Here is an 18,316-nt window from a genome sequence, read left to right as displayed (position 1 = left end):
GCTGTACAACATTTTCAGAATATACACCATAGCCACCCCTTATGCAAGCAATACCGTACCGCACCGGTCACGCTGCAGCACCTGTACCCGGATATGTGTGAGACAATATACACAAAAATTGTACGGAAAAATCTGTTTGACAGCCCCCGGGAAGGATGCTACCCTGTCCCCATCTTCATAGCGGCGCTTTTTCAATCGTCTCTTTTCCTATCTCTGATATTCTGCAGGCGCTTCATAGACGTCCGGCCGCCTATTCTTCAGTTTCCCATCGCATACTGATTTTTCCAATGTGTGAAGCAGGCTGTGCAGAAAAACATTTCTTCAACAGGAGAATCCTACATGTTCAGCACTGTCTTATCAGCAGCCATCAATGGCATGGAAAGCAGAAAAGTGACAGTAGAGGCAGATGTTGCAGACGGACTCCCTACCTTTACAATGGTTGGGTATCTGGCCTCGGAGACGAAGGAGGCTGCGGAACGCGTCCGGTCTGCACTTCGAAACAGCGGTCTGTCGATCGGTGTTCGCCACATCACCGTCAATCTGGCACCCGCTGCCCTCCATAAGCAGGGAAGCAGCTTTGACCTGGCAATCGCAATTGCACTGCTCACTGCTGCCGGAACATTGAAACCGGAATCTGCGCGCGGGATCTTGTTGGTCGGGGAACTTGGACTAAACGGAAGGCTCAATCCTGTTCGAGGTGTCCTGGAAATTGTGTCAGGTGCCTTGTCCTGTGGATGCGGAACCGTAATTGTTCCTGCTGCCAACCTTGAGGAAGGGTCTATGATACGAGGCGTTCGGGTACTTGGAGCCGAGACACTGGTTCAGGTTGTATGTTTTCTTGCAGCAACAGCAGGGCCCCCCGAAGTGCCAGGTATGAATCTTTCCATGCAGGGCGCGCTGAAGCCAGGCAGTCTTTATGAACGGCGGGCGGATATCGAAGAGGTTCGGCACCTGCAGAAAAAGGGACAGAACCGTGATTTCTCGCAAATTAGAGGGCAAAAACTTCTCAGACGCGCTTCCGAGGTAGCAGCTGCAGGTTTTCATAACCTGCTGATGATCGGACCCCCTGGGGCGGGTAAAACCATGACGGCTCATTGTCTGACAACAATTATGCCTGAAATGACGGATGAAGAGGTACTGGAAGTCTCGAAGATCCATTCAATCGCCGGGACACTGCCTTCCGAAGGGCTCGTAACAGTCCGTCCGTTCAGAGGACCGCACCATACTGTGACAAAGCCTGCCCTTTGCGGAGGCGGGGCACCTCCCGGTCCGGGGGAAGTCAGCCTGGCCCACAGAGGAATTCTGTATCTGGACGAATTCCCGGAGTTCGACAAGGCTACAATCGAAGCCCTCAGGCAGCCACTGGAGGACCGGGTTATCCGGATTTCACGGGTAACGGGCAGTTATTCCTTTCCTGCCGGTTTCATGCTGGTTGCATCGATGAATCCCTGCCGGTGCGGGTATTTCCCGGATCGTTCCGTCTGCCGGTGCAGCAATGCAGAAGTGAAGCAGTATTTATCAAGAATCAGTCTGCCGCTCCTGGACCGGATTGACCTGTGTGTGGAGGCACGAAGAGTCTCTTTTGAGGAACTGACAGGCGGAAGAAAAGAAGAAAGCTCAGCAGAGATCAGGGAGCGGGTAAACAGAGCCCACAAACGCCAGAGAGCCCGGTATCGGGACTCAGCCTGCCAGTTTAACTCAGAACTGTCCGCAGTGGATGTGAAACGATTCTGCCGCCTGACAAAGGAAGAGGAACGCTGGATGGCGAAGGTTTACGATTCTCTGTCATTGACCGCCAGGTCCTATAATCGGATTCTGAAGGTTGCCAGGACAATCGCAGATCTGGACGAAGAAGAGCAGATTCTGCACCGACATCTCTCAGAAGCAGTTTCACTTCGTGCAGTTGACAGAAGATACTGGGATGATGCACTGAGGAACTGAGCAGCAGACAGTTTCCTCATTATAAAGATGATATGAATGTCAGGAACGATAACTATTCGGTGGAAAGGGATGCATCATGAAACAATCCAAAGAGTCTCCACTATATGAAGCAACAGCCAAAACGCATTTACATGAAAGACCATATATTAACAACGGCTGCAATCAAAAAAGCGGCTGCCAGCAAGCCGGCTCTCAGCCAGGCGACGATCTGTACTGGCAATGGCTCTGCTCATGCCCGATTCTGACAAGGAATGAAATACTTGCCTTAATCCGGTATTTCGGCTCTCCCCGGGAAGTATATGAAGCTCCCCTGTCAGCCATGGCACCATTTCAAAAGCTGCGGCAAAAATGGGTTCGCTCACTGATCTCTTACAAAGAGTCCTGCAGTTTGAAGAAAAGTGCAGATCTTCTCCAGCAGAAGGGACTGAAGTTCTGCCAGCGGGATGACCGTCACTTTCCACAAAAGCTGAGAGAGCTTTTGGATTGTCCGCATGGTCTGTTCTATAAAGGAGATCTGCCGGATCCGGACATTTTATCGGTAGCAGTCATCGGAGCAAGAAGATGCAGCCACTACGGGGCAAAGATAGCGGCATATCTGGGCGCTCAGCTTGCCAGATACAAAGTCCAGGTAATCAGCGGAATGGCCGCCGGAATCGATGGCATGGCTCAGAAAGCCTGTATTGAGGAGGGCGGCAGAAGCTTTGCGGTCCTGGGAAGCGGAGCAGATATCTGTTACCCGCCGGAGAACAGCCGCCTGTACAGAAGTCTGCCAGACAGCGGCGGGATCATTTCGGAATTCGGGCCGGCTACCCCACCGCTTCCCAGCCATTTTCCAATCCGGAACCGGCTGATTTGCGGGCTGGCGGATGCCGTCATTGTTGTAGAGGCGAGAAAGAAAAGCGGTTCTCTGATCACAGTCGATCTGGCGCTTGATCAGGGAAAGGATGTCTATGCAGTTCCTGGAAGATTCGGTGATGAGTTGAGCTATGGCTGCAATCATCTGATCGAACAGGGGGCAGGCATCCTGACATCCGTGGAACAGTTTCTGGAGGAGGTCTGTCAGAGAAACGGCGTAACCTACAACCCCCTTGAGAACGAGAATCGGCATTCGGATTCAAACGATGATCCTGCCTGCTCCCGGCATTCCACAACACACGCCGGCCTCACACAGGTGGAACAACTGATTATCCAGAAGCTTGAACTGGATGCAAAAGGTGTTGACCAGCTGCTTGAAGAAACAGGGCTGACAATGTCACAGCTCATGGAGGGAATTCTGGCCCTGCAGGTAAGGAATGCTGTTCAGGAAGTCTCCCGTAACCGGTACGCCCGCAGCTCTATTACGCTGTCATGACAAATCCGGACGCTTGCCCTCTTCTCCCGTCTTCCGGATGATTTTTACACATGTCACAAGAGTATACGCCTCATTCATCTCTTCGTGCAGCTCACAGTTTCTGGAAAAGCGGAAGGTATCAACAAGACGAAGATCCTGACGGATGCCTGTCCCCTCGCACTTGAGAATTGCCTCCTTACGGCTCCAGAACAGATTCAGCAGCCGTTTTTTTTCATCTGCCGAGGATGCCTCCAGGAGCAAACGATTCTCAGACTCACTGCATATCTTACGTGCAAGCAGCTCCCGATAAGGAAACCGCGCCTCGATGTCGATTCCGACGGCAGATGCCTCTGCGGAATCTGATACAACGACAGCCGCATAGCCATTCCTGCTGTGACTGAGATTAAACAGAATCTCCGGATGCCCGGGCAGATAAGGCTTTCCCAACACATCTTTCATGAACGGGATGACTGATGATTCATCACCGCTTCCGGCCAGTCCGCGATCTGTCAGCAGCCGGCATCCCCCATATTCCTTCTCAAGGCCGGGGAAGGCCGTCATGATCTCGCGGAGCAGGAACCTGTAAGCTGCTCTCCGAAGCAATGCCCGCCCCACCTTCATCGATTCTGTCCGATCGGATGTCCATTTTTCGGCGGAATCAGCCCTTCCCAGGCAGCATTCGTCTTCCTGCTGAATCTTTTCTTCTAGCCGCAGCACTGAAATTTTCATGTCCGCAGTCCATCACTCTCCTGAACTCTCAGAATATCATACGTCTCTGCGTCACCGGACAGCCTGACATACAGCTTCTGCAACGGGTGCGGCGCACTCCCCATTTCCATCATATTTTCATCCCGGATTTCCTCGACTGTCACACTGACATCCCTGCCATCCGGTTTCATTAATTCAACTCTGTCGCCGACAGAGAATTTGTTTTTCTGCTCGATCACAACATATTGCTTCTGGTCGATTTCCAGGATTTTCCTGACCCATCCCAGATATATGAAGCTGCGAATATAGGTATTGCTCCCATACACCTGAGCATCTGTTCCTGGTTTTCCGTAAAAGAAACCGGTTGTAAAGTCCCTGTAGGTACAGTCCCGTATCTCTTCCCGATACCAGTCCATGTTTGATTCATAGACAGCCCTGCCCGCCTTCAGATCATCCAGCGCCTTCCTGTAAGTACGTGCTACCGTCGCAACATAAAGGGCTGTTTTCATCCGTCCTTCGATCTTCAGGCTGTCAATTCCGGCATGAATCATGTCCGGAATATGCTCAACCATGCAGAGATCCTTCGAGTTGAAGATGTAAGTTCCCCGTTCATTCTCATATACCGGCATGTACTGACCCGGTCTTGTCTCCTCCACAATCGCGTATTTCCATCTGCAGGGGTGGGAACATTCTCCCCTGTTTGCATCCCTGCCTGCCAGGAAATTGGATAACAGACACCTCCCGGAATAAGAGATGCACATGGCGCCATGCACAAATGCTTCTATCTCCAGTTCATCCGGAATGTGTTCACGAATCTCCCGAATTTCCTCCAGAGATAATTCTCTTCCACAGACCACGCGTTCTGCGCCAAGGCTGTGCCAGAACAAAAATGTCTCCCAGTTCACATTATTTGCCTGGGTGGAAATATGGATCGGAATCTGAGGGCACAGCTTCCTGCATCTCATAAACACACCGGGGTCCGCGACCAGCAGCGCATCAGGCTTTATATCCTGCAGCTCCAGGAGGTACGAATCCAGCGCCTGAAGGTCTTCGTTGTGCGCGATAATATTCACCGTGACATAGACCTTCACGCCTCGCTCGTGAGCGAAACGGATTCCTTCCCGCATTTCCGCGTCTGAAAAGTTATGCGCCTTTGCACGGAGTGAGAACGCCTCCCCACCGATATAGACTGCATCAGCCCCATAGATAACAGCAATTTTCAGAACTTCAAGACTGGATGCCGGAACGAGAAGCTCCGGCATATTATTCTCATTATGCATAATCCTCTTTCCTGATCGTCACTGCCGCGCCATCCCCGATGGGTACAACTGTTGTAAGCAGTCCAGGATGGTGCGTCAGCTCATAGAGATAATCCCGCATCCTTTTATGGATCGTCCGTTCCCTGCGCTCAAGCGCAAAATGAGAGTCCAGGATTGTCATATCCTGCAGGACATTGTCGGATACCAGAACGCCGCCTGTTCGAAGAAGCGCTGCCGCATCAGGCAGGTAGTGTATATACTGCCCTTTTGCCGCATCCATGAAGATAAAATCGTACTTCTTTCCCTCTGTTACAAGAGAATGAAACACATCCTGAACGTCCCCGTGAATCGGATGAATCCGGTTTTTCCATGGAGAAGCACTGATATTGTCACATGCCTCGCGAAAACGGCTGTCATCTTTTTCCACCGTATCAATCCGGCACCCGCTTATCTCGGTCAGCTTTGCCATCAACATGGAAGAATAGCCCACCGCTGTCCCGGCTTCAAGGATCGCCGCAGGTTTCACGAGCTCAAGAAATGAGGCCAGAAAGCTCTCCATCTCAATTCTGATGATTGGAACGCCTCCGGCCTCCGCCTTTTGTCGTATGCTGTCAAGATAGGCTCCCTGGCCGCAGCTCAGGGAATGAAGATATGCAGAGATCCGCTCCCGCAAGCTTCCACCTCCATCATGATTTTGTTCATCACTCAACCTGAAAATACGCATCCCATGCTTTTCAGAGGATATCATCCATCCCTGACAGATCAATCTCCGCCACATTCAGAATCTGAAGCGCACTTTTCTTCAGGAGTTTGCATAAGACCAGCTCGGCATTCAGGTAACGATCCGAGACCGGATCCAGGCGAAGCTGCTGGCGCTGCCGGTAGAGTTCATCACGCATTCCGGCAGCCTCATCCCCCGAATAGTTTCTGGCAATATAGTTTTCCCGGCGGAACCGGTCAGCCTTCTGTTTTCTGTCCGGATACTTCAGAATCTCCTCCAGCGCCGCGGTATAGTCTGTATATGCCTGACTGTTCTTAATGGCGCCGAGGAGTGCATCTGTATACTTCTGAACTTCTTCGTCTGACTGCATCACTCACTGACTTCCTCAATAATCGGAAGAATCATCGGATTGCGTTTTGTCCGCTTCCAGATGAAATCCCCAAGGTCATCCCGGACCGCTGTCTTGATCCTGCCCCAGTCGGAAGACTTCCCCTTCAGGCACTTCTCCACAGCGTCCTCTACAACCTCCTGAGCCTCGTCCATCAGTTCCTCAGACTCCCGCACATAGACAAATCCCCGCGAAACAATATCCGGTCCTGCCAGGATTTCCCGGCTCCTTGAGCCTAGTGTCATCACAACCATGATGATGCCATCCTCCGCAAGCCGCTGTCTGTCCCTCAGGACAATATTGCCTACATCACCGACTCCCAGTCCATCTACAAGAATCGGGCCATTCTGGACATGCCCTGCAATGTTTGCATGGTTGTCAGAAAGCTCCAGGACATCGCCACTGTGCATCATGATGATATGCTTCGAATCATATCCGAGAAGCCGGGCGACCTTCGCCTGCGCAACCCTGTGGCGGACTTCCCCATGTACCGGGATCGCGAACTGAGGCCTTACGAGTGAATAGATCAGCTTGATCTCCTCCTGGCATGGATGCCCCGATACATGCGTATCCTGGAAGATCACATCGGCGCCTTTCTCATACAGCTCGTTCATCACCTTCGAGACAGACTTCTCATTACCCGGAATCGGGTTTGAAGAGAAGACAATCAAATCTCCGGCCTTTATCTGCACTTTCTTATGCAGACCGGCTGCCATCCTGGAAAGTGCCGCCATAGACTCTCCCTGGCTGCCTGTTGTAATCAGAACAATCCTGTCATCCGGATAGTTCTTCATCTCATCCAGTGTGATCAGTGTGTTCTCAGGAATGGTGATACGCCCAAGCTCCTCCGCGACAGAGATCACATTCACCATCGAACGTCCCTCGATGACAACCTTCCTGCCGTACTTGTTGGCGGTATTGATGATCTGCTGGACCCTGTCCACATTGGATGCGAAAGTCGCAACAATCAACCGCTGTCTCTTATGCTCGCCAAATATCTGATCGAACGCTTTTCCAATCGTGCTCTCGGACGGCGTATAGCCCGGCCGTTCCGCGTTGGTCGAATCGCACATAAGAGCAAGTACACCCTTTTTCCCGATCTCGCCAAGGCGCTGAAGATCAATCGCATCCCCAAAGACAGGCGTGAAATCCACCTTGAAATCTCCTGTATGGATGACGGTTCCGGCAGGGCAGGTGATCGCAAGTGCCACTGCATCCTGAATCGAGTGGTTGGTCTTGATGAACTCCACCCGGAACTTTCCCAGGTTAATCGACTGGCCCGGATGGACAACCTTCCGCTTTGTCGTCCTGATCAGATCATGCTCTGTCAGTTTCAGCTCTATCAGCCCCATCGTCAGCTTTGTCGCATAAATTGGAACATTCAGCTGCTTCAGGATATACGGGAGTGCTCCGATGTGATCTTCATGTCCGTGCGTGAACACGAACCCCTTCACCTTTGCTGCATTGTCAAGCAGATAGGTGATATCCGGTATACACAGATCAATGCCGTACATGTCATCCTCCGGAAATGCGAGGCCGCAATCCACGACAATGATGCTGTCTTCATACTCAAACGCGGTAATATTCATGCCGATGGCCTCGAGGCCGCCGAGCGGAATTACCTTTAACTTACTGGTTGTGTGTCCCAATGAATCCTCCTTATTCGTTCTTATTTGTTCTTGATTGTTCTTGTTCGTTCTTGTTCATACTGTGATCTGAGTGTCAAAAGTACCTTTTGCCGCTCAGACCAGGTCTGTGTCCTCCAGCATTTCCGAAAAAACTCCTGAGACAGCAGAAAGCTCCTGATCGCTGTCAACAAACTCATAGGATGCCTCTTCGTCCCCATCCTTTGAGATGTCCTTCATGATGTAAGCTTCCCCATCTCCTTCCTCGGAATCTGTCACAAGAATATAATTGTGTCCACCGATTCTGGTCTGCTCCAGTACATAAAACCAGACCGCCTCACTCCCGTCAGGCGGTGTAAAACAAATCTTTTCCATGCCCTGTACCCTGTCCTTCTCTCCCGCTTATGCCACAGTCCCGGGATGTTCTGTCTCATATTCTGCAATCAGAGCTTCGGCATCTGTTTCGGGAACGTTTCCGGAAGAATGTACGCAATCAAGATAACCCTGCAGGATCAGCATCGCCGCAATTTCATCCACGTACGTCTTCCGGTCCTGCTCCGCCACCTCAGTCGCCTGCATCGTCCGGTCAGCTGCGACGGTTGTCAGCCGCTCGTCCCAATATACGACAGGAAGATCTGTCCTTTTCCGAACCATCTCCCCAAATATCAGCGTCCGGTACGTCCGCTCGGAAACCCTTCCGCCCATTGTACGCGGAAGGCCAAGTACAATGACTTCCACTCTTCTTTCCCTGGCCAGCTCATCAATTCTTGCAAGCGTTTGACGCAGCTTGTTTTCACTCTTCCTTCGAATAATCTCAAGCCCCTGGGCTGTGACGCCAAGCGCATCTGAGGCCGAAACGCCCACCGTCTTTGCTCCGAAATCCAGTCCCAGTGCCCGGACACTCCCTGCCGCTGCCATCATGAACCACTTTTCCATGACTGATTGCGGATATATTCCTTCAGCAGCTCCTCCACAATCTCATCACGCTCCACCTTCATGATCATGCTGCGGGCATTCTTATGGCTGGTAATGTACGTTGGATCTCCGGAAATGATATATCCGACAATCTGATTGACCGGATTATACCCCTTCTCTGTCATCGCATTGTACACAAGCTCAAGAACCTTTTTGACCTTCATCTCCGGGTCATTGTCAACATTAAAGTACTGAGTGCTGTAAATATCTGCCATATCTTTCTGCCCTTGCACGCCGCTGCGTGCCGATATCATACTAAGCTGAACTTATTCTATACTAACAGTGCTGAACTTTCAACAGCAAGACTTCCTCGGATAATCCTGCCCCGGATATCGACTGTAGCCGGAACAGCAACCCGGATGTAATCCTTTGAATACCCCGCATACCAGACAATGTTCCCGTCAGCCGGACTCTCCAGATCCGGAATCAGCTTCACGGCCGCCTCCATACCCCGCAACAGCTTCGTCTCCTGCTGCGCCGCATTCGGTACACTTGCATCATAGCGTTCTTCTACAAGAACTTCTGCTCTTGCGCCATCCTTTCCAGCGATAAATGAGATCTGATTCTTCCTGTTCAAGTTCTCAAGCACCTGTGCCCGTCTTGCTTTGACCACCTCCGGTATCTGTCCTTCCATCCGATCTGCCCGCGTCCCTGCTCTTCGCGAATAACGGAAAACATGCGTCTCATAGAGCTGAATCTTCCGGAGATATTCGACCGTTTCCAGAAATTCCTGCTCTGTTTCCTGTGGGAAGCCAACGATGATATCCGTCGTCAGTGCCGGCTTGTCGAAGTATTTTCTCAGAATAGACACACAGCGGCTGTATTCCTTTGTTGTATAGTGTCGATTCATACGATTCAATACAGTGTCTGATCCACTCTGCAGAGAAAGGTGAAAATGTGGACAAAGTTTTCCGATTTGCGACAGCCGCGCTGCCGTCTCCTCCGTAATGATCGTGGGTTCGAGCGACCCCAGCCGTATTCTCTCAATCCCGGCAATTCCGGCGACCCGCTCAACCAGCTCAATCAGCCTTGACCGTTCCTGCCAGGTGCTCCCGTCGGATTCCGGAAAGTCTACTCCGTAGGAAGAAAGATGGATGCCGGTCAGGACAACCTCGCTGGTTCCCTCCTCTGCCAGATGGGTCAGCTCCTGGACAATGTCGTCCATGCTTCTGGAGCGGACATGTCCGCGAGCATATGGAATAATGCAATAGCTGCAATACATATCACAGCCATCCTGTACTTTTATATATGCGCGGGTATGTCCCTCTACTTTCGGGAGCGCCAGCTTCTCTGGTTTTTCCAGCTTTCTCAGGTCTGCGACATCCACCACAGATTGAGCTGACAGATTCATCCTGCACTGCTTCCCCGTTTCGGGCAGCCTTTCCGGCGCCTCTTCACGGGACTTTGTCTCCCTTCGCTCTTCGAATCGTTCGATTTCATGAACAATATCCTGCTTTCGTCCTGTTCCGAGAATGATATCCGCATCAATCTGAAGACCTGTTTTATCAATTGCAGTCTGTACGTAACAGCCTGCAGCAATCACGACTGCCCCGGGATTCATTTTTCTTGCCCGGTGAATCATCTGCCGGCTTTTTCGGTCTGCAATGTTGGTAACAGAGCACGTATTGATCACATAGACATCTGCCGGCTCGGAGAACGGTACAATCTCAAAACCCGCTTTCTTCAGCAGCGCTGCCATTGAATCTGTCTCATATGCATTGACCTTGCATCCCAGATTATGGAGAGCTGCTCTTTTTCCTGTAAATTGTTTCATATACCCGGTTCCTGCTGTATTGACTTTTGATTTTGGAAACGATAGACTACTTCTGTATTCCACATGGTCAGATTCAGTGCCTTCAGAACAGAGGGCCTATTGCTTATTGGGAGGATACAGAATTATGAAAACAGTAAAGATCTCTCTGAATTCGATTGATAAAGTCAAGTCTTTTGTGAATGATATTACAAAGTTCGATAACGACTTTGATCTGGTTTCCGGCAGATATGTCATCGATGCCAAATCAATCATGGGCATCTTCAGCCTGGATCTCTCAAAGCCGATCGATCTCAGTATTCATGCCGAAGACAATCTCGACAGCATTCTTGAAGTATTGAAGCCGTATATGGTTCAGTGAGAATACCAGCTTCTCTAACTTTCGGTCGTCACATCCTGCCTTCGCAGCCTCTGCAGATGCAGAGGCTTTTTTATTTCATCCTTGTCTTTCAGACTTTTTTCCAGCTTCAGCTCGTGGATTACGCTTTCACTTCGATCACTTCTGCCGTCTCCAAAGCCTTTTTCATCAGCTCATCGATTCCATCCGCCAGCTTCATTTCCGAACGCCTGATGACATCCAGTCTCGGTTTCGTAACAGGATGCTTTGCCACAAAGATCGTACAGCAGTCCTCGTATGGTTCAATTGAGGTCTCATACGTCCCGATCTGCAGTGAAAGGTCGATAATATCCTGCTTGTCAAATCCGATCAATGGGCGGAAGACCGGCATACTGCAGACATCATCTGTGCAGACAAGACTCTGCATTGTCTGACTTGCAACCTGTCCGAGGCTTTCTCCCGTAATCAGCGCCTGGCAGCCATCCTCCTTCGCGAAATGCTCTGCAATTCTCATCATGTATCTTCTCATGATGATGGTCAGTTCATCGTGCGGGCACTTTTCATAGATCGCCAGCTGGATATCCGTAAAATTCACAATATGAAGCCTGATCGGACCTGTGTATCTGGATATTATCCTCGCAAGATCCACGACCTTCTGCTTTGCCCGCTCACTGGTATACGGCGGTGCATGAAAATAAGTCGCATTGATCGTAACGCCCCTCTTTGAAATCATCCATCCCGCAACGGGTGAATCGATTCCACCGGACAGGCAAAGCATGGCAGAGCCATTCGTCCCGAGAGGCATGCCACCCGGGCCCGGAAGTACTTGCGAATAGATGTAGACCTCATCGCGAAGCTCAACATACACCATCACCTTCGGGTCATGCACATCAACACGAATCTGTCCTGGAAATGCATCAAGAATCTTTTCCCCAAGATAGGCGTTGACGTCCATAGAGGCAACAGGATACTGTTTGTTGGCCCTTCTGCAGTGAACCTTGAACGAAAGTCCCTCCGCCGATCCGTCCAGCTGCTCGCCATGCTTTTCACGCCAGCGGTCATCAATCTTCAGGTGGTACAGTTCTGAAAGAAAGGAAACGACATGTGGTGCAATCTCCTCGGGCGTCCCCAGAGGCGCTTTAACAACCGGACAGATCCCGACAATTCCGAAGACAGTCTGAAGCTCCCGGATAATTTCTTCCGAGTCTGTATCCTTTTCAGCCCCGAGAACATCTACGATGATCCGGCCCTGCTCCTTCCAGACATGGAAGCTGTCGCCGATCCGGCTTAATGCCGCCCTGATCTGGCTGACCAGTGCATCCTCAAAAGAAGCGCGGTTCTTCCCCTTCACGCCGATTTCACCATACTTGATTAGATACGTTTTATAGAACATAAAAATACAAAACCTTTCTTTCTGTTGTCTCGATGACAGCCGGCGAAAGCCCGGCGGAGTCAATTCTCCGCCATTATCTGCTTATCTCCGCATATACCGTTTCAGAACAGGATACAGCTCCCTGATACAGGAAAGGGCATAGTCAATCTCCTCAAACGATGTTGTGTCACAGAAGCTGAACCGCAGCGTTGAGTCCTGCATCTGCGGGCTGAGATGGATCTCCTGAAGAACAGTGCTGACAGGTGTCTTTTTGTTCGATGAGCAGGCTGAACCTGACGAAACATAGACTCCCTTCTCCTCCAGTGCGTGGAGAAAGACCTCCGAGCGAACACCTTCAAAGGAGCAGCTGACAATCTGAGGAGCCTCTTCTTCCAGTGAAATAATATGAGCGCCCTCAACCCCGGAAAGTCCCTTCATGAGACGTTTTTTACAAGCTCTCATCGAATCAACTTTCTGTTCAAAATCTGTGTATGCCTCCATCGCTGCAACGCCAAGGCCGGCGCAGCCAGGCACATTCTCCGTCCCGGACCGCATCCCCCGCTGCTGTCCGCCGCCATATATGAGCGGCCTGACCTTCGCCTTCTCGTGTATGTACAAAAATCCACTGCCTTTCGGGCCGTGAATCTTATGTCCACTGACAGACAGCATATCGATATGCAGTTTTTCCGGAAAGATCCTGTACTTTCCATATGCCTGGATGGCATCTACATGAAACAGAATCTGCTCATTATAATCCTTTACAAGCTCTCCGATTTCAGCAATCGGTTCCACCGCTCCGATTTCATTGTTTACATACATTGTGGAAACCAGAATCGTATCCTGATCTAACTGCGCCTTCAGATCATCCAGACTGATGTGTCCATGCTCATCGACCGGAAGATAGGTAATCCGGAATCCCATATCTTTAAGGAAAGACAGCGGCTGCAGGACCGCTGCATGCTCCACTGCAGTGGTAATGATATGCTTCCCGGCCCGCCTGTTCGCTAAAGCCCCACCGATCAGTGCCCAGTTGTTGGACTCAGTCCCGCCCGAAGTAAAATAGATCTCCCGATCCTTCACCTTCAATGTCGCGGCAATCCGCTCCCGTGCTTCCCGGACATACCTCTCTGCATCGACACCCTTCTGATGCCTGGAGGAGGGGTTCCCGTAATCGACCATCATCGTCTGTACAACAATGTCCTTTACCGCCTCCGAAACCTTTGTTGTTGCTGAATTATCCAGATAAGCTTCCATAATTTCCTTCTCAGTGCATGATTTCACATCGCCATATCTTACTGCTTTCATTCTTCAAGGTGCAGCATAAGGGCAGCCAGTACAGCAGGTCCTGCCGTTTCTGTACGAAGGATTCTGTGTCCGAGTGTCACGATTGCGCCGCCGATATCCCGCAGCATGTTGATTTCATTTTCGTCAAAGCCGCCCTCCGGCCCGATGAAGATCCCGCAGCTCTCACCAGGCTTTACAGATGAAAGAACCACTCTGGTATGCTCTATGCCGTCTGAATTCTCATACGGAACAACTACATGATCCAGTGATCGCGTAAGTTCCAGCGCTTCCAAAAAGGAAACGGGTTCTGTCACCTCTGGAACGATGCCTCTTTTTGATTGTTTTGCCGCAGCCAGTGCAATCGCGTTCCACCTGGCTGTTTTTTTAGCGATTTTTTTCGTGTCAGGCTTCACAACACAACGTTTCATCAGAGTCGGTACAATTCTATATACGCCCAGCTCCACGCTCTTTTGGATGATACTCTCCAGTTTGTCCGCCTTGGGAAGTCCCTGAAACAAATAGAGTCTTGATGGAAGTTCCTGCTGAGAGCGGTTCTTCGAGACGATTTTTGTGAGGACAGCTCCGTCAGAATACCCTTCAATCCTGCACAGATAATCTGTCTGGTCACCTTCCATCCCTGTACACAGAAGAACCTCTTCTCCGGGCTTCATCCGCAGGACAGAGTGAATATGCCCGACATCCTCACCTTGTATCTGAATGGTTCCGGCCGCCTCATCAATTGATTCCCGGCTGATAAAAAAGCGGTACATATATCCTCAGTCTTTCTTTGCGGTCACGCAAGCCCACTCGTTCTGATGTGTCACTTCCACAATTTGAAGTCCCGCCTTTCTTGCAGCCTGCTCCACATCCTTCTCCCTCTCGTCAAGGATGCCGGACATAATAAGGATGCCCTCTGGCTTCATCGCCGGTACGATGTGGGGTGCAAGCGCAATCAGCACATCAGCAAGGATGTTGGCGGTCACAACATCATATTTATCATATCCGACCAAAGTCTGGGTTTTCGGATCATCAATCAGATTGCCCAGCACCATGTCCATGCTGCTCTCCGGAACGTCGTTGGCAGAAAGATTCTCCTTCACAGCATCCACAGCACAGGGATCAAGATCGGTTCCAACTGCATGCCTGGCCCCCAGCTTCAATGCGACAATTGACAGGATGCCGCTCCCTGTCCCAACATCAAGCAGCTGTGTCTGTGGCGTCACAACCTTTTTCAGCTGTCTCATGCACAGCTGTGTCGTCTCATGCATGCCTGTTCCAAAAGCAGTTCCAGGATCGATATGGAGCACCATCCCCGAACTGTCGCAATCTTCCACTTTCTCCCAGGACGGAATAATCAGGATGTCATCCACCTTGAATTTGTGGAAGTATTTTTTCCAGTTGTTGATCCAGTCAACATCCTCCGTCTCCCCTTCTTCTATCGTGCAGGCCCCGATCTGGGTGTATTGACGAAGGTTTTCCAACCGTTCTCTGACAGAAGCGAGGATGCCGGGGGCATCCTCGTCCTCATCCAGATAGAAATCAAGGTAAGCTGTCCCATCGTCCTGCCCGGCAGGAAGCGGGATGTCAACAAACATCTGCTTCAGCTCATTCTCGGAGAGCGGGACATGGTCTTCAATCTCCACCCCCTCTATTCCTGCTTCTGAAAGCGCCTCCGCGACGATGTCCTCAGCCGATGCCAGCGTCTTCAGCCTGAATTTCTTCCATTTCATAAATCTGCCTCAGTCTGCAAAACCGTTCGGGTTCTTCTGCTGCCAGTTCCAGGAATCACGGCACATCTCCTCGATTCCATACTCTGCCTTCCACCCGAGCTCTCTTGCTGCCTTTGAAGGATCGCAATAGCAGGTCGCAATATCACCTGCACGTCTCGGTTTGATGACATATGGGATCTCTTTCCCGCAGGCCTTACTGAATGCCTTCACCACCTGAAGCACGGAATAACCATGGCCAGTTCCCAGATTATAGATGGAAACCCCTTCATTGTCCGCGAATTTTCTGATTGCATTCACATGCCCTCTGGCCAGATCACACACATGGATGTAATCTCTTACGCCCGTCCCGTCCGGTGTGTCATAATCATTGCCGAAGACTGACAGCTCCTTCAGCTTGCCGATGGCTACCTGTGCAATATAAGGCACCAGGTTGTTCGGGATTCCCTTCGGATCTTCTCCAAGCAGTCCTGATGGATGGGCACCGATCGGGTTGAAATAACGCAGAAGAATGACATTCCACTCCGGATCCGCCTTCTGCACATCGATCAAAATCTGCTCGAGCATCCACTTTGTCCACCCATATGGATTCGTACAGGTTCCCTTCGGGCATTCCTCCGTGATCGGGACAAAAGCAGGATCCCCATATACGGTCGCACTGGAAGAAAAGATGATATTTTTGCAGCCGTGGCTTCTCATACTCTCGATCAGATTCAGTGTTCCCGTGATGTTATTGGAATAATATTCCACCGGTTTATGTACAGATTCCCCCACTGCCTTCAGGCCGGCAAAATGAATCACCGCATCGATCTTCTGACTCTCAAATATCTGATCCAGGCAGAGCTTGTCCAGGATATCCCCCTTCACAAATGTCAGATCCCTGCCTGTGATCTCTCTGACCCGGTCGATTGCCTTTTCGCTGGCATTATAAAGGTTATCGACAACAGTGACTTCATACCCGGCATTCAACAATTCAACGCAAGTATGGCTTCCGATAAATCCAGCTCCTCCTGTGACAAGAATTCTCATGGCCTCTCCTCCTGATCATTAGAAAAAACGATTCATCTCCGGTTAACAATCGACTGTCCGGAATTTGTTGCTGATACCCGAGCGCTTTAAATCAAAACAGCTCACATCCGCCTGTCGGGCGGATACTGAGGACGTGACAACTGCCCTCTCCAAGAAGCCGGTTCATACGCTCTGTAAAGGAATCAATCATATCATCCGGCACAAATGCCTGGCAGGTTCCTGCAAAGCCGCCCCCATGAACTCTGAACGCCCCTCTTCCGCCCAGAAGCTCGTCGCAAAGTGCCAGCGCAATGGCCATCTCCTGATGCTCATTGGCTCCACATGGGACGATATTCTGCAGATACATCCAGCTGGATCTGCCCGACTCATTAACCAGCCGCAGGAATGTATTCATGTCACCTTTTTTCAAGGCCTCTACCTGTCTGGGCACCCGTTCTGTGTCTGCATAATAATGAATGGAGCGAAGGACTGCTCTGTCTCCGAACGCCTTTCTCAGCTCCGGTATCCGTTCCATGAAGGCTTCCTTTGGTACATCATTCAGAACCTTTTTATTGAAAAAGCCTGCTACCTCCTGCTCCTCGACTGGAATCGCCGTATACTCATCGGTCAAATCCGCGTGACTCGCCCAGCAGTTAATAATCACAAGGCTGTATCCCATGGAATCGAAATCAACATCAAGTTTCTCAACGATCGGATTGGACGGATCCGCAAAATCAATGGTCAGAATATTCCCGACTGAGGAAGCTGTCTGATCCATCAGGCCGGACGGTTTACCGAAATAAACATTCTCCGCATACTGGCTGATCTGAGCGATCTCCACGGGATCTGCTTTTCCCCCGTAGAACAGGCCGTTGACCATATTGCCGATCAGGACCTCAAAAGCAGCTGATGAACTGATTCCAGATCCAGGCAGAACAGCACTCGTTACGACCGCCCGAAAGCCTGAGATGGAGCACGAAAGATCCATAAAGCGCTTCACCACTCCCCGGATCAACGCAGCCGTTGTGTTCACTTCATCTTTTCTGACAGACATATCCGTCAGGTCGATCGTACAGACGGGATACCCCTCAGACAGGATCGTAACCTTTCCATCATTTGTCGGGACAGCTGCGCCGATCATGTCAAGGTCAACGGATGCAGCCAGAACCCTGCCGTGCTCATGATCCGTGTGATTCCCGCCAATCTCCGTTCGGCCTGGTGCAGAAAACAGGTGGATGTCTTCTGCTGTGTCCTCCGGATATGTCTCGGAAAACAGGTCAAGAAGATGTTCATACCTTGGCAGGTTTTCTTTTGCCTTACCAGGATAGAGCATATTCAGTTTCTTCTGATAATCCTCTGTCAGAAGCCTTTTTTTCCAGTCACTCAGATTCATACAGCCCTCCACATATCAAATTTTCAATTATCTTACCACAAATCTGGAGGGGATAACAGTAAAATAAAAAGCCCGTGAATACGGGCTTTCGACAGTGGAACCGAGGAGGCTCGGACTCCTGACCTTTCGCGTGTGAGGCGAACGCTCATCCCAGCTGAGCTACGGTTCCAAAAGAATAAGGATAGATTTGAAAAACCCGCCATCATACCTGATGACGGGTAATAGTTCCTAGGAGAATCGAACTCCTGTTTTCGCCGTGAGAGGGCGACGTCTTAGCCGCTTGACCAAGGAACCATGTCGTGCCGACTTTCATACTATAGCATGATGTCGTGTAGAATGCAACCCCCTTTTTTTATTTTTTTATTTTTCTAAAAATGAAATTTTAAATTCCACCATTAATACCAGAGGTAGACGTTAGTCTTGCACAGGTTGCGTTTACTCTTTCATACAATAGTACTATGATTGCCCTGTCCTTCT

The 18,316-nt window shown here is 50.5% G+C and carries 18 protein-coding genes and 2 tRNA genes; 3 read left to right on the top strand and 17 right to left on the bottom strand.

Annotated features, from left to right (window positions below; translation table 11 throughout):
• Window positions 1-339: 339 nt before the first annotated feature.
• Window positions 340-1,941, top strand: coding sequence for a YifB family Mg chelatase-like AAA ATPase (locus ACTQ1N_RS09575; RefSeq protein ID WP_441956536.1), 1,602 nt, complete (start codon window positions 340-342; stop codon window positions 1,939-1,941).
• A gap of 388 nt (window positions 1,942-2,329) precedes the next feature.
• Window positions 2,330-3,292, top strand: coding sequence for a DNA-processing protein DprA (dprA, locus tag ACTQ1N_RS09570; RefSeq protein ID WP_441956535.1), 963 nt, complete (start codon window positions 2,330-2,332; stop codon window positions 3,290-3,292).
• Here dprA and ACTQ1N_RS09565 read toward each other — a convergent pair.
• The 9 genes from ACTQ1N_RS09565 to mtaB form a co-directional block, all read right to left on the bottom strand.
• Window positions 3,287-4,000 (bottom strand): 4'-phosphopantetheinyl transferase family protein, encoded by a 714-nt coding sequence (locus ACTQ1N_RS09565; RefSeq protein WP_441956534.1) that lies wholly within the window; start codon window positions 3,998-4,000, stop codon window positions 3,287-3,289. The genes dprA and ACTQ1N_RS09565 overlap by 6 nt on opposite strands.
• Window positions 3,997-5,259 (bottom strand): peptidase U32 family protein, encoded by a 1,263-nt coding sequence (locus tag ACTQ1N_RS09560; protein WP_441956533.1) that lies wholly within the window; start codon window positions 5,257-5,259, stop codon window positions 3,997-3,999. Before ACTQ1N_RS09560 ends, ACTQ1N_RS09565 begins: the two co-directional genes overlap by 4 nt.
• Window positions 5,252-5,911, bottom strand: coding sequence for an O-methyltransferase (locus ACTQ1N_RS09555; protein ID WP_441956532.1), 660 nt, complete (start codon window positions 5,909-5,911; stop codon window positions 5,252-5,254). The genes ACTQ1N_RS09560 and ACTQ1N_RS09555 overlap by 8 nt, the downstream gene beginning before the upstream one ends.
• A gap of 61 nt (window positions 5,912-5,972) precedes the next feature.
• On the bottom strand, window positions 5,973-6,329 hold the full coding sequence (locus tag ACTQ1N_RS09550; RefSeq protein WP_441956531.1) for a YlbF family regulator: 357 nt from the start codon (window positions 6,327-6,329) through the stop codon (window positions 5,973-5,975).
• Window positions 6,329-7,996 (bottom strand): ribonuclease J, encoded by a 1,668-nt coding sequence (locus ACTQ1N_RS09545; RefSeq protein WP_441956530.1) that lies wholly within the window; start codon window positions 7,994-7,996, stop codon window positions 6,329-6,331. Before ACTQ1N_RS09545 ends, ACTQ1N_RS09550 begins: the two co-directional genes overlap by 1 nt.
• A gap of 93 nt (window positions 7,997-8,089) precedes the next feature.
• Window positions 8,090-8,347, bottom strand: a complete 258-nt coding sequence (locus tag ACTQ1N_RS09540) for a DUF1292 domain-containing protein (protein ID WP_441956529.1) — start codon at window positions 8,345-8,347, stop codon at window positions 8,090-8,092.
• A 27-nt stretch (window positions 8,348-8,374) separates the two neighbouring features.
• Window positions 8,375-8,890, bottom strand: coding sequence for a Holliday junction resolvase RuvX (gene ruvX, locus ACTQ1N_RS09535; RefSeq protein WP_441956575.1), 516 nt, complete (start codon window positions 8,888-8,890; stop codon window positions 8,375-8,377).
• Entirely contained in the window at window positions 8,890-9,162 is a 273-nt protein-coding gene (locus tag ACTQ1N_RS09530; RefSeq protein ID WP_441956528.1) for an IreB family regulatory phosphoprotein, read from the bottom strand. The genes ruvX and ACTQ1N_RS09530 overlap by 1 nt, the downstream gene beginning before the upstream one ends.
• Window positions 9,163-9,218: 56 nt before the next feature.
• Entirely contained in the window at window positions 9,219-10,721 is a 1,503-nt protein-coding gene (mtaB, locus tag ACTQ1N_RS09525) for a tRNA (N(6)-L-threonylcarbamoyladenosine(37)-C(2))-methylthiotransferase MtaB (RefSeq protein ID WP_441956527.1), read from the bottom strand.
• 124 nt (window positions 10,722-10,845) lie between these two features.
• On the opposite strand from mtaB, the gene ACTQ1N_RS09520 reads away from it, so the two are divergent.
• A complete protein-coding gene (locus ACTQ1N_RS09520) occupies window positions 10,846-11,079 on the top strand; it encodes an HPr family phosphocarrier protein (protein WP_441956526.1) in 234 nt (77 codons plus the stop codon).
• 118 nt (window positions 11,080-11,197) lie between these two features.
• Here ACTQ1N_RS09520 and thiI read toward each other — a convergent pair whose 3' ends face one another.
• The 8 genes from thiI to ACTQ1N_RS09480 all read right to left on the bottom strand — a co-directional run bounded on the left by thiI (window position 11,198) and on the right by ACTQ1N_RS09480 (window position 18,133).
• A complete protein-coding gene (thiI, locus tag ACTQ1N_RS09515) occupies window positions 11,198-12,448 on the bottom strand; it encodes a tRNA uracil 4-sulfurtransferase ThiI (RefSeq protein ID WP_441956525.1) in 1,251 nt (416 codons plus the stop codon).
• 81 nt (window positions 12,449-12,529) lie between these two features.
• Window positions 12,530-13,681, bottom strand: coding sequence for a cysteine desulfurase family protein (locus ACTQ1N_RS09510; RefSeq protein ID WP_441956524.1), 1,152 nt, complete (start codon window positions 13,679-13,681; stop codon window positions 12,530-12,532).
• Window positions 13,682-13,728: 47 nt separating this feature from the next.
• The gene (locus ACTQ1N_RS09505; RefSeq protein WP_441956523.1) at window positions 13,729-14,481 is read right to left on the bottom strand and encodes an RsmE family RNA methyltransferase; all 753 of its coding nucleotides are present in this window, start codon (window positions 14,479-14,481) and stop codon (window positions 13,729-13,731) included.
• A 6-nt stretch (window positions 14,482-14,487) separates the two neighbouring features.
• Window positions 14,488-15,441: a 50S ribosomal protein L11 methyltransferase gene (gene prmA, locus ACTQ1N_RS09500; protein ID WP_441956522.1), complete on the bottom strand. Its 954-nt coding sequence runs from the start codon at window positions 15,439-15,441 to the stop codon at window positions 14,488-14,490.
• A 9-nt stretch (window positions 15,442-15,450) separates the two neighbouring features.
• Window positions 15,451-16,467 carry a UDP-glucose 4-epimerase GalE gene (galE, locus tag ACTQ1N_RS09495; protein ID WP_441956521.1) on the bottom strand — a complete coding sequence of 339 codons (1,017 nt, stop codon included), beginning with the start codon at window positions 16,465-16,467 and terminating at the stop codon, window positions 15,451-15,453.
• Window positions 16,468-16,558: 91 nt separating this feature from the next.
• Window positions 16,559-17,839: a galactokinase gene (locus tag ACTQ1N_RS09490; RefSeq protein ID WP_441956520.1), complete on the bottom strand. Its 1,281-nt coding sequence runs from the start codon at window positions 17,837-17,839 to the stop codon at window positions 16,559-16,561.
• A 95-nt stretch (window positions 17,840-17,934) separates the two neighbouring features.
• Window positions 17,935-18,008, bottom strand: a tRNA-Val gene (locus ACTQ1N_RS09485).
• A gap of 53 nt (window positions 18,009-18,061) precedes the next feature.
• Window positions 18,062-18,133, bottom strand: a tRNA-Glu gene (locus ACTQ1N_RS09480).
• Window positions 18,134-18,316: the final 183 nt, after the last annotated feature.

Source organism: Porcincola sp. LCP21S3_C12 (assembly GCF_052118625.1).
Lineage (GTDB): Bacteria > Bacillota > Clostridia > Lachnospirales > Lachnospiraceae > Porcincola.
The sequence above is the reverse complement of the archived record's forward strand: the minus strand, read 5'-3'. Positions and strand labels throughout refer to the sequence as shown.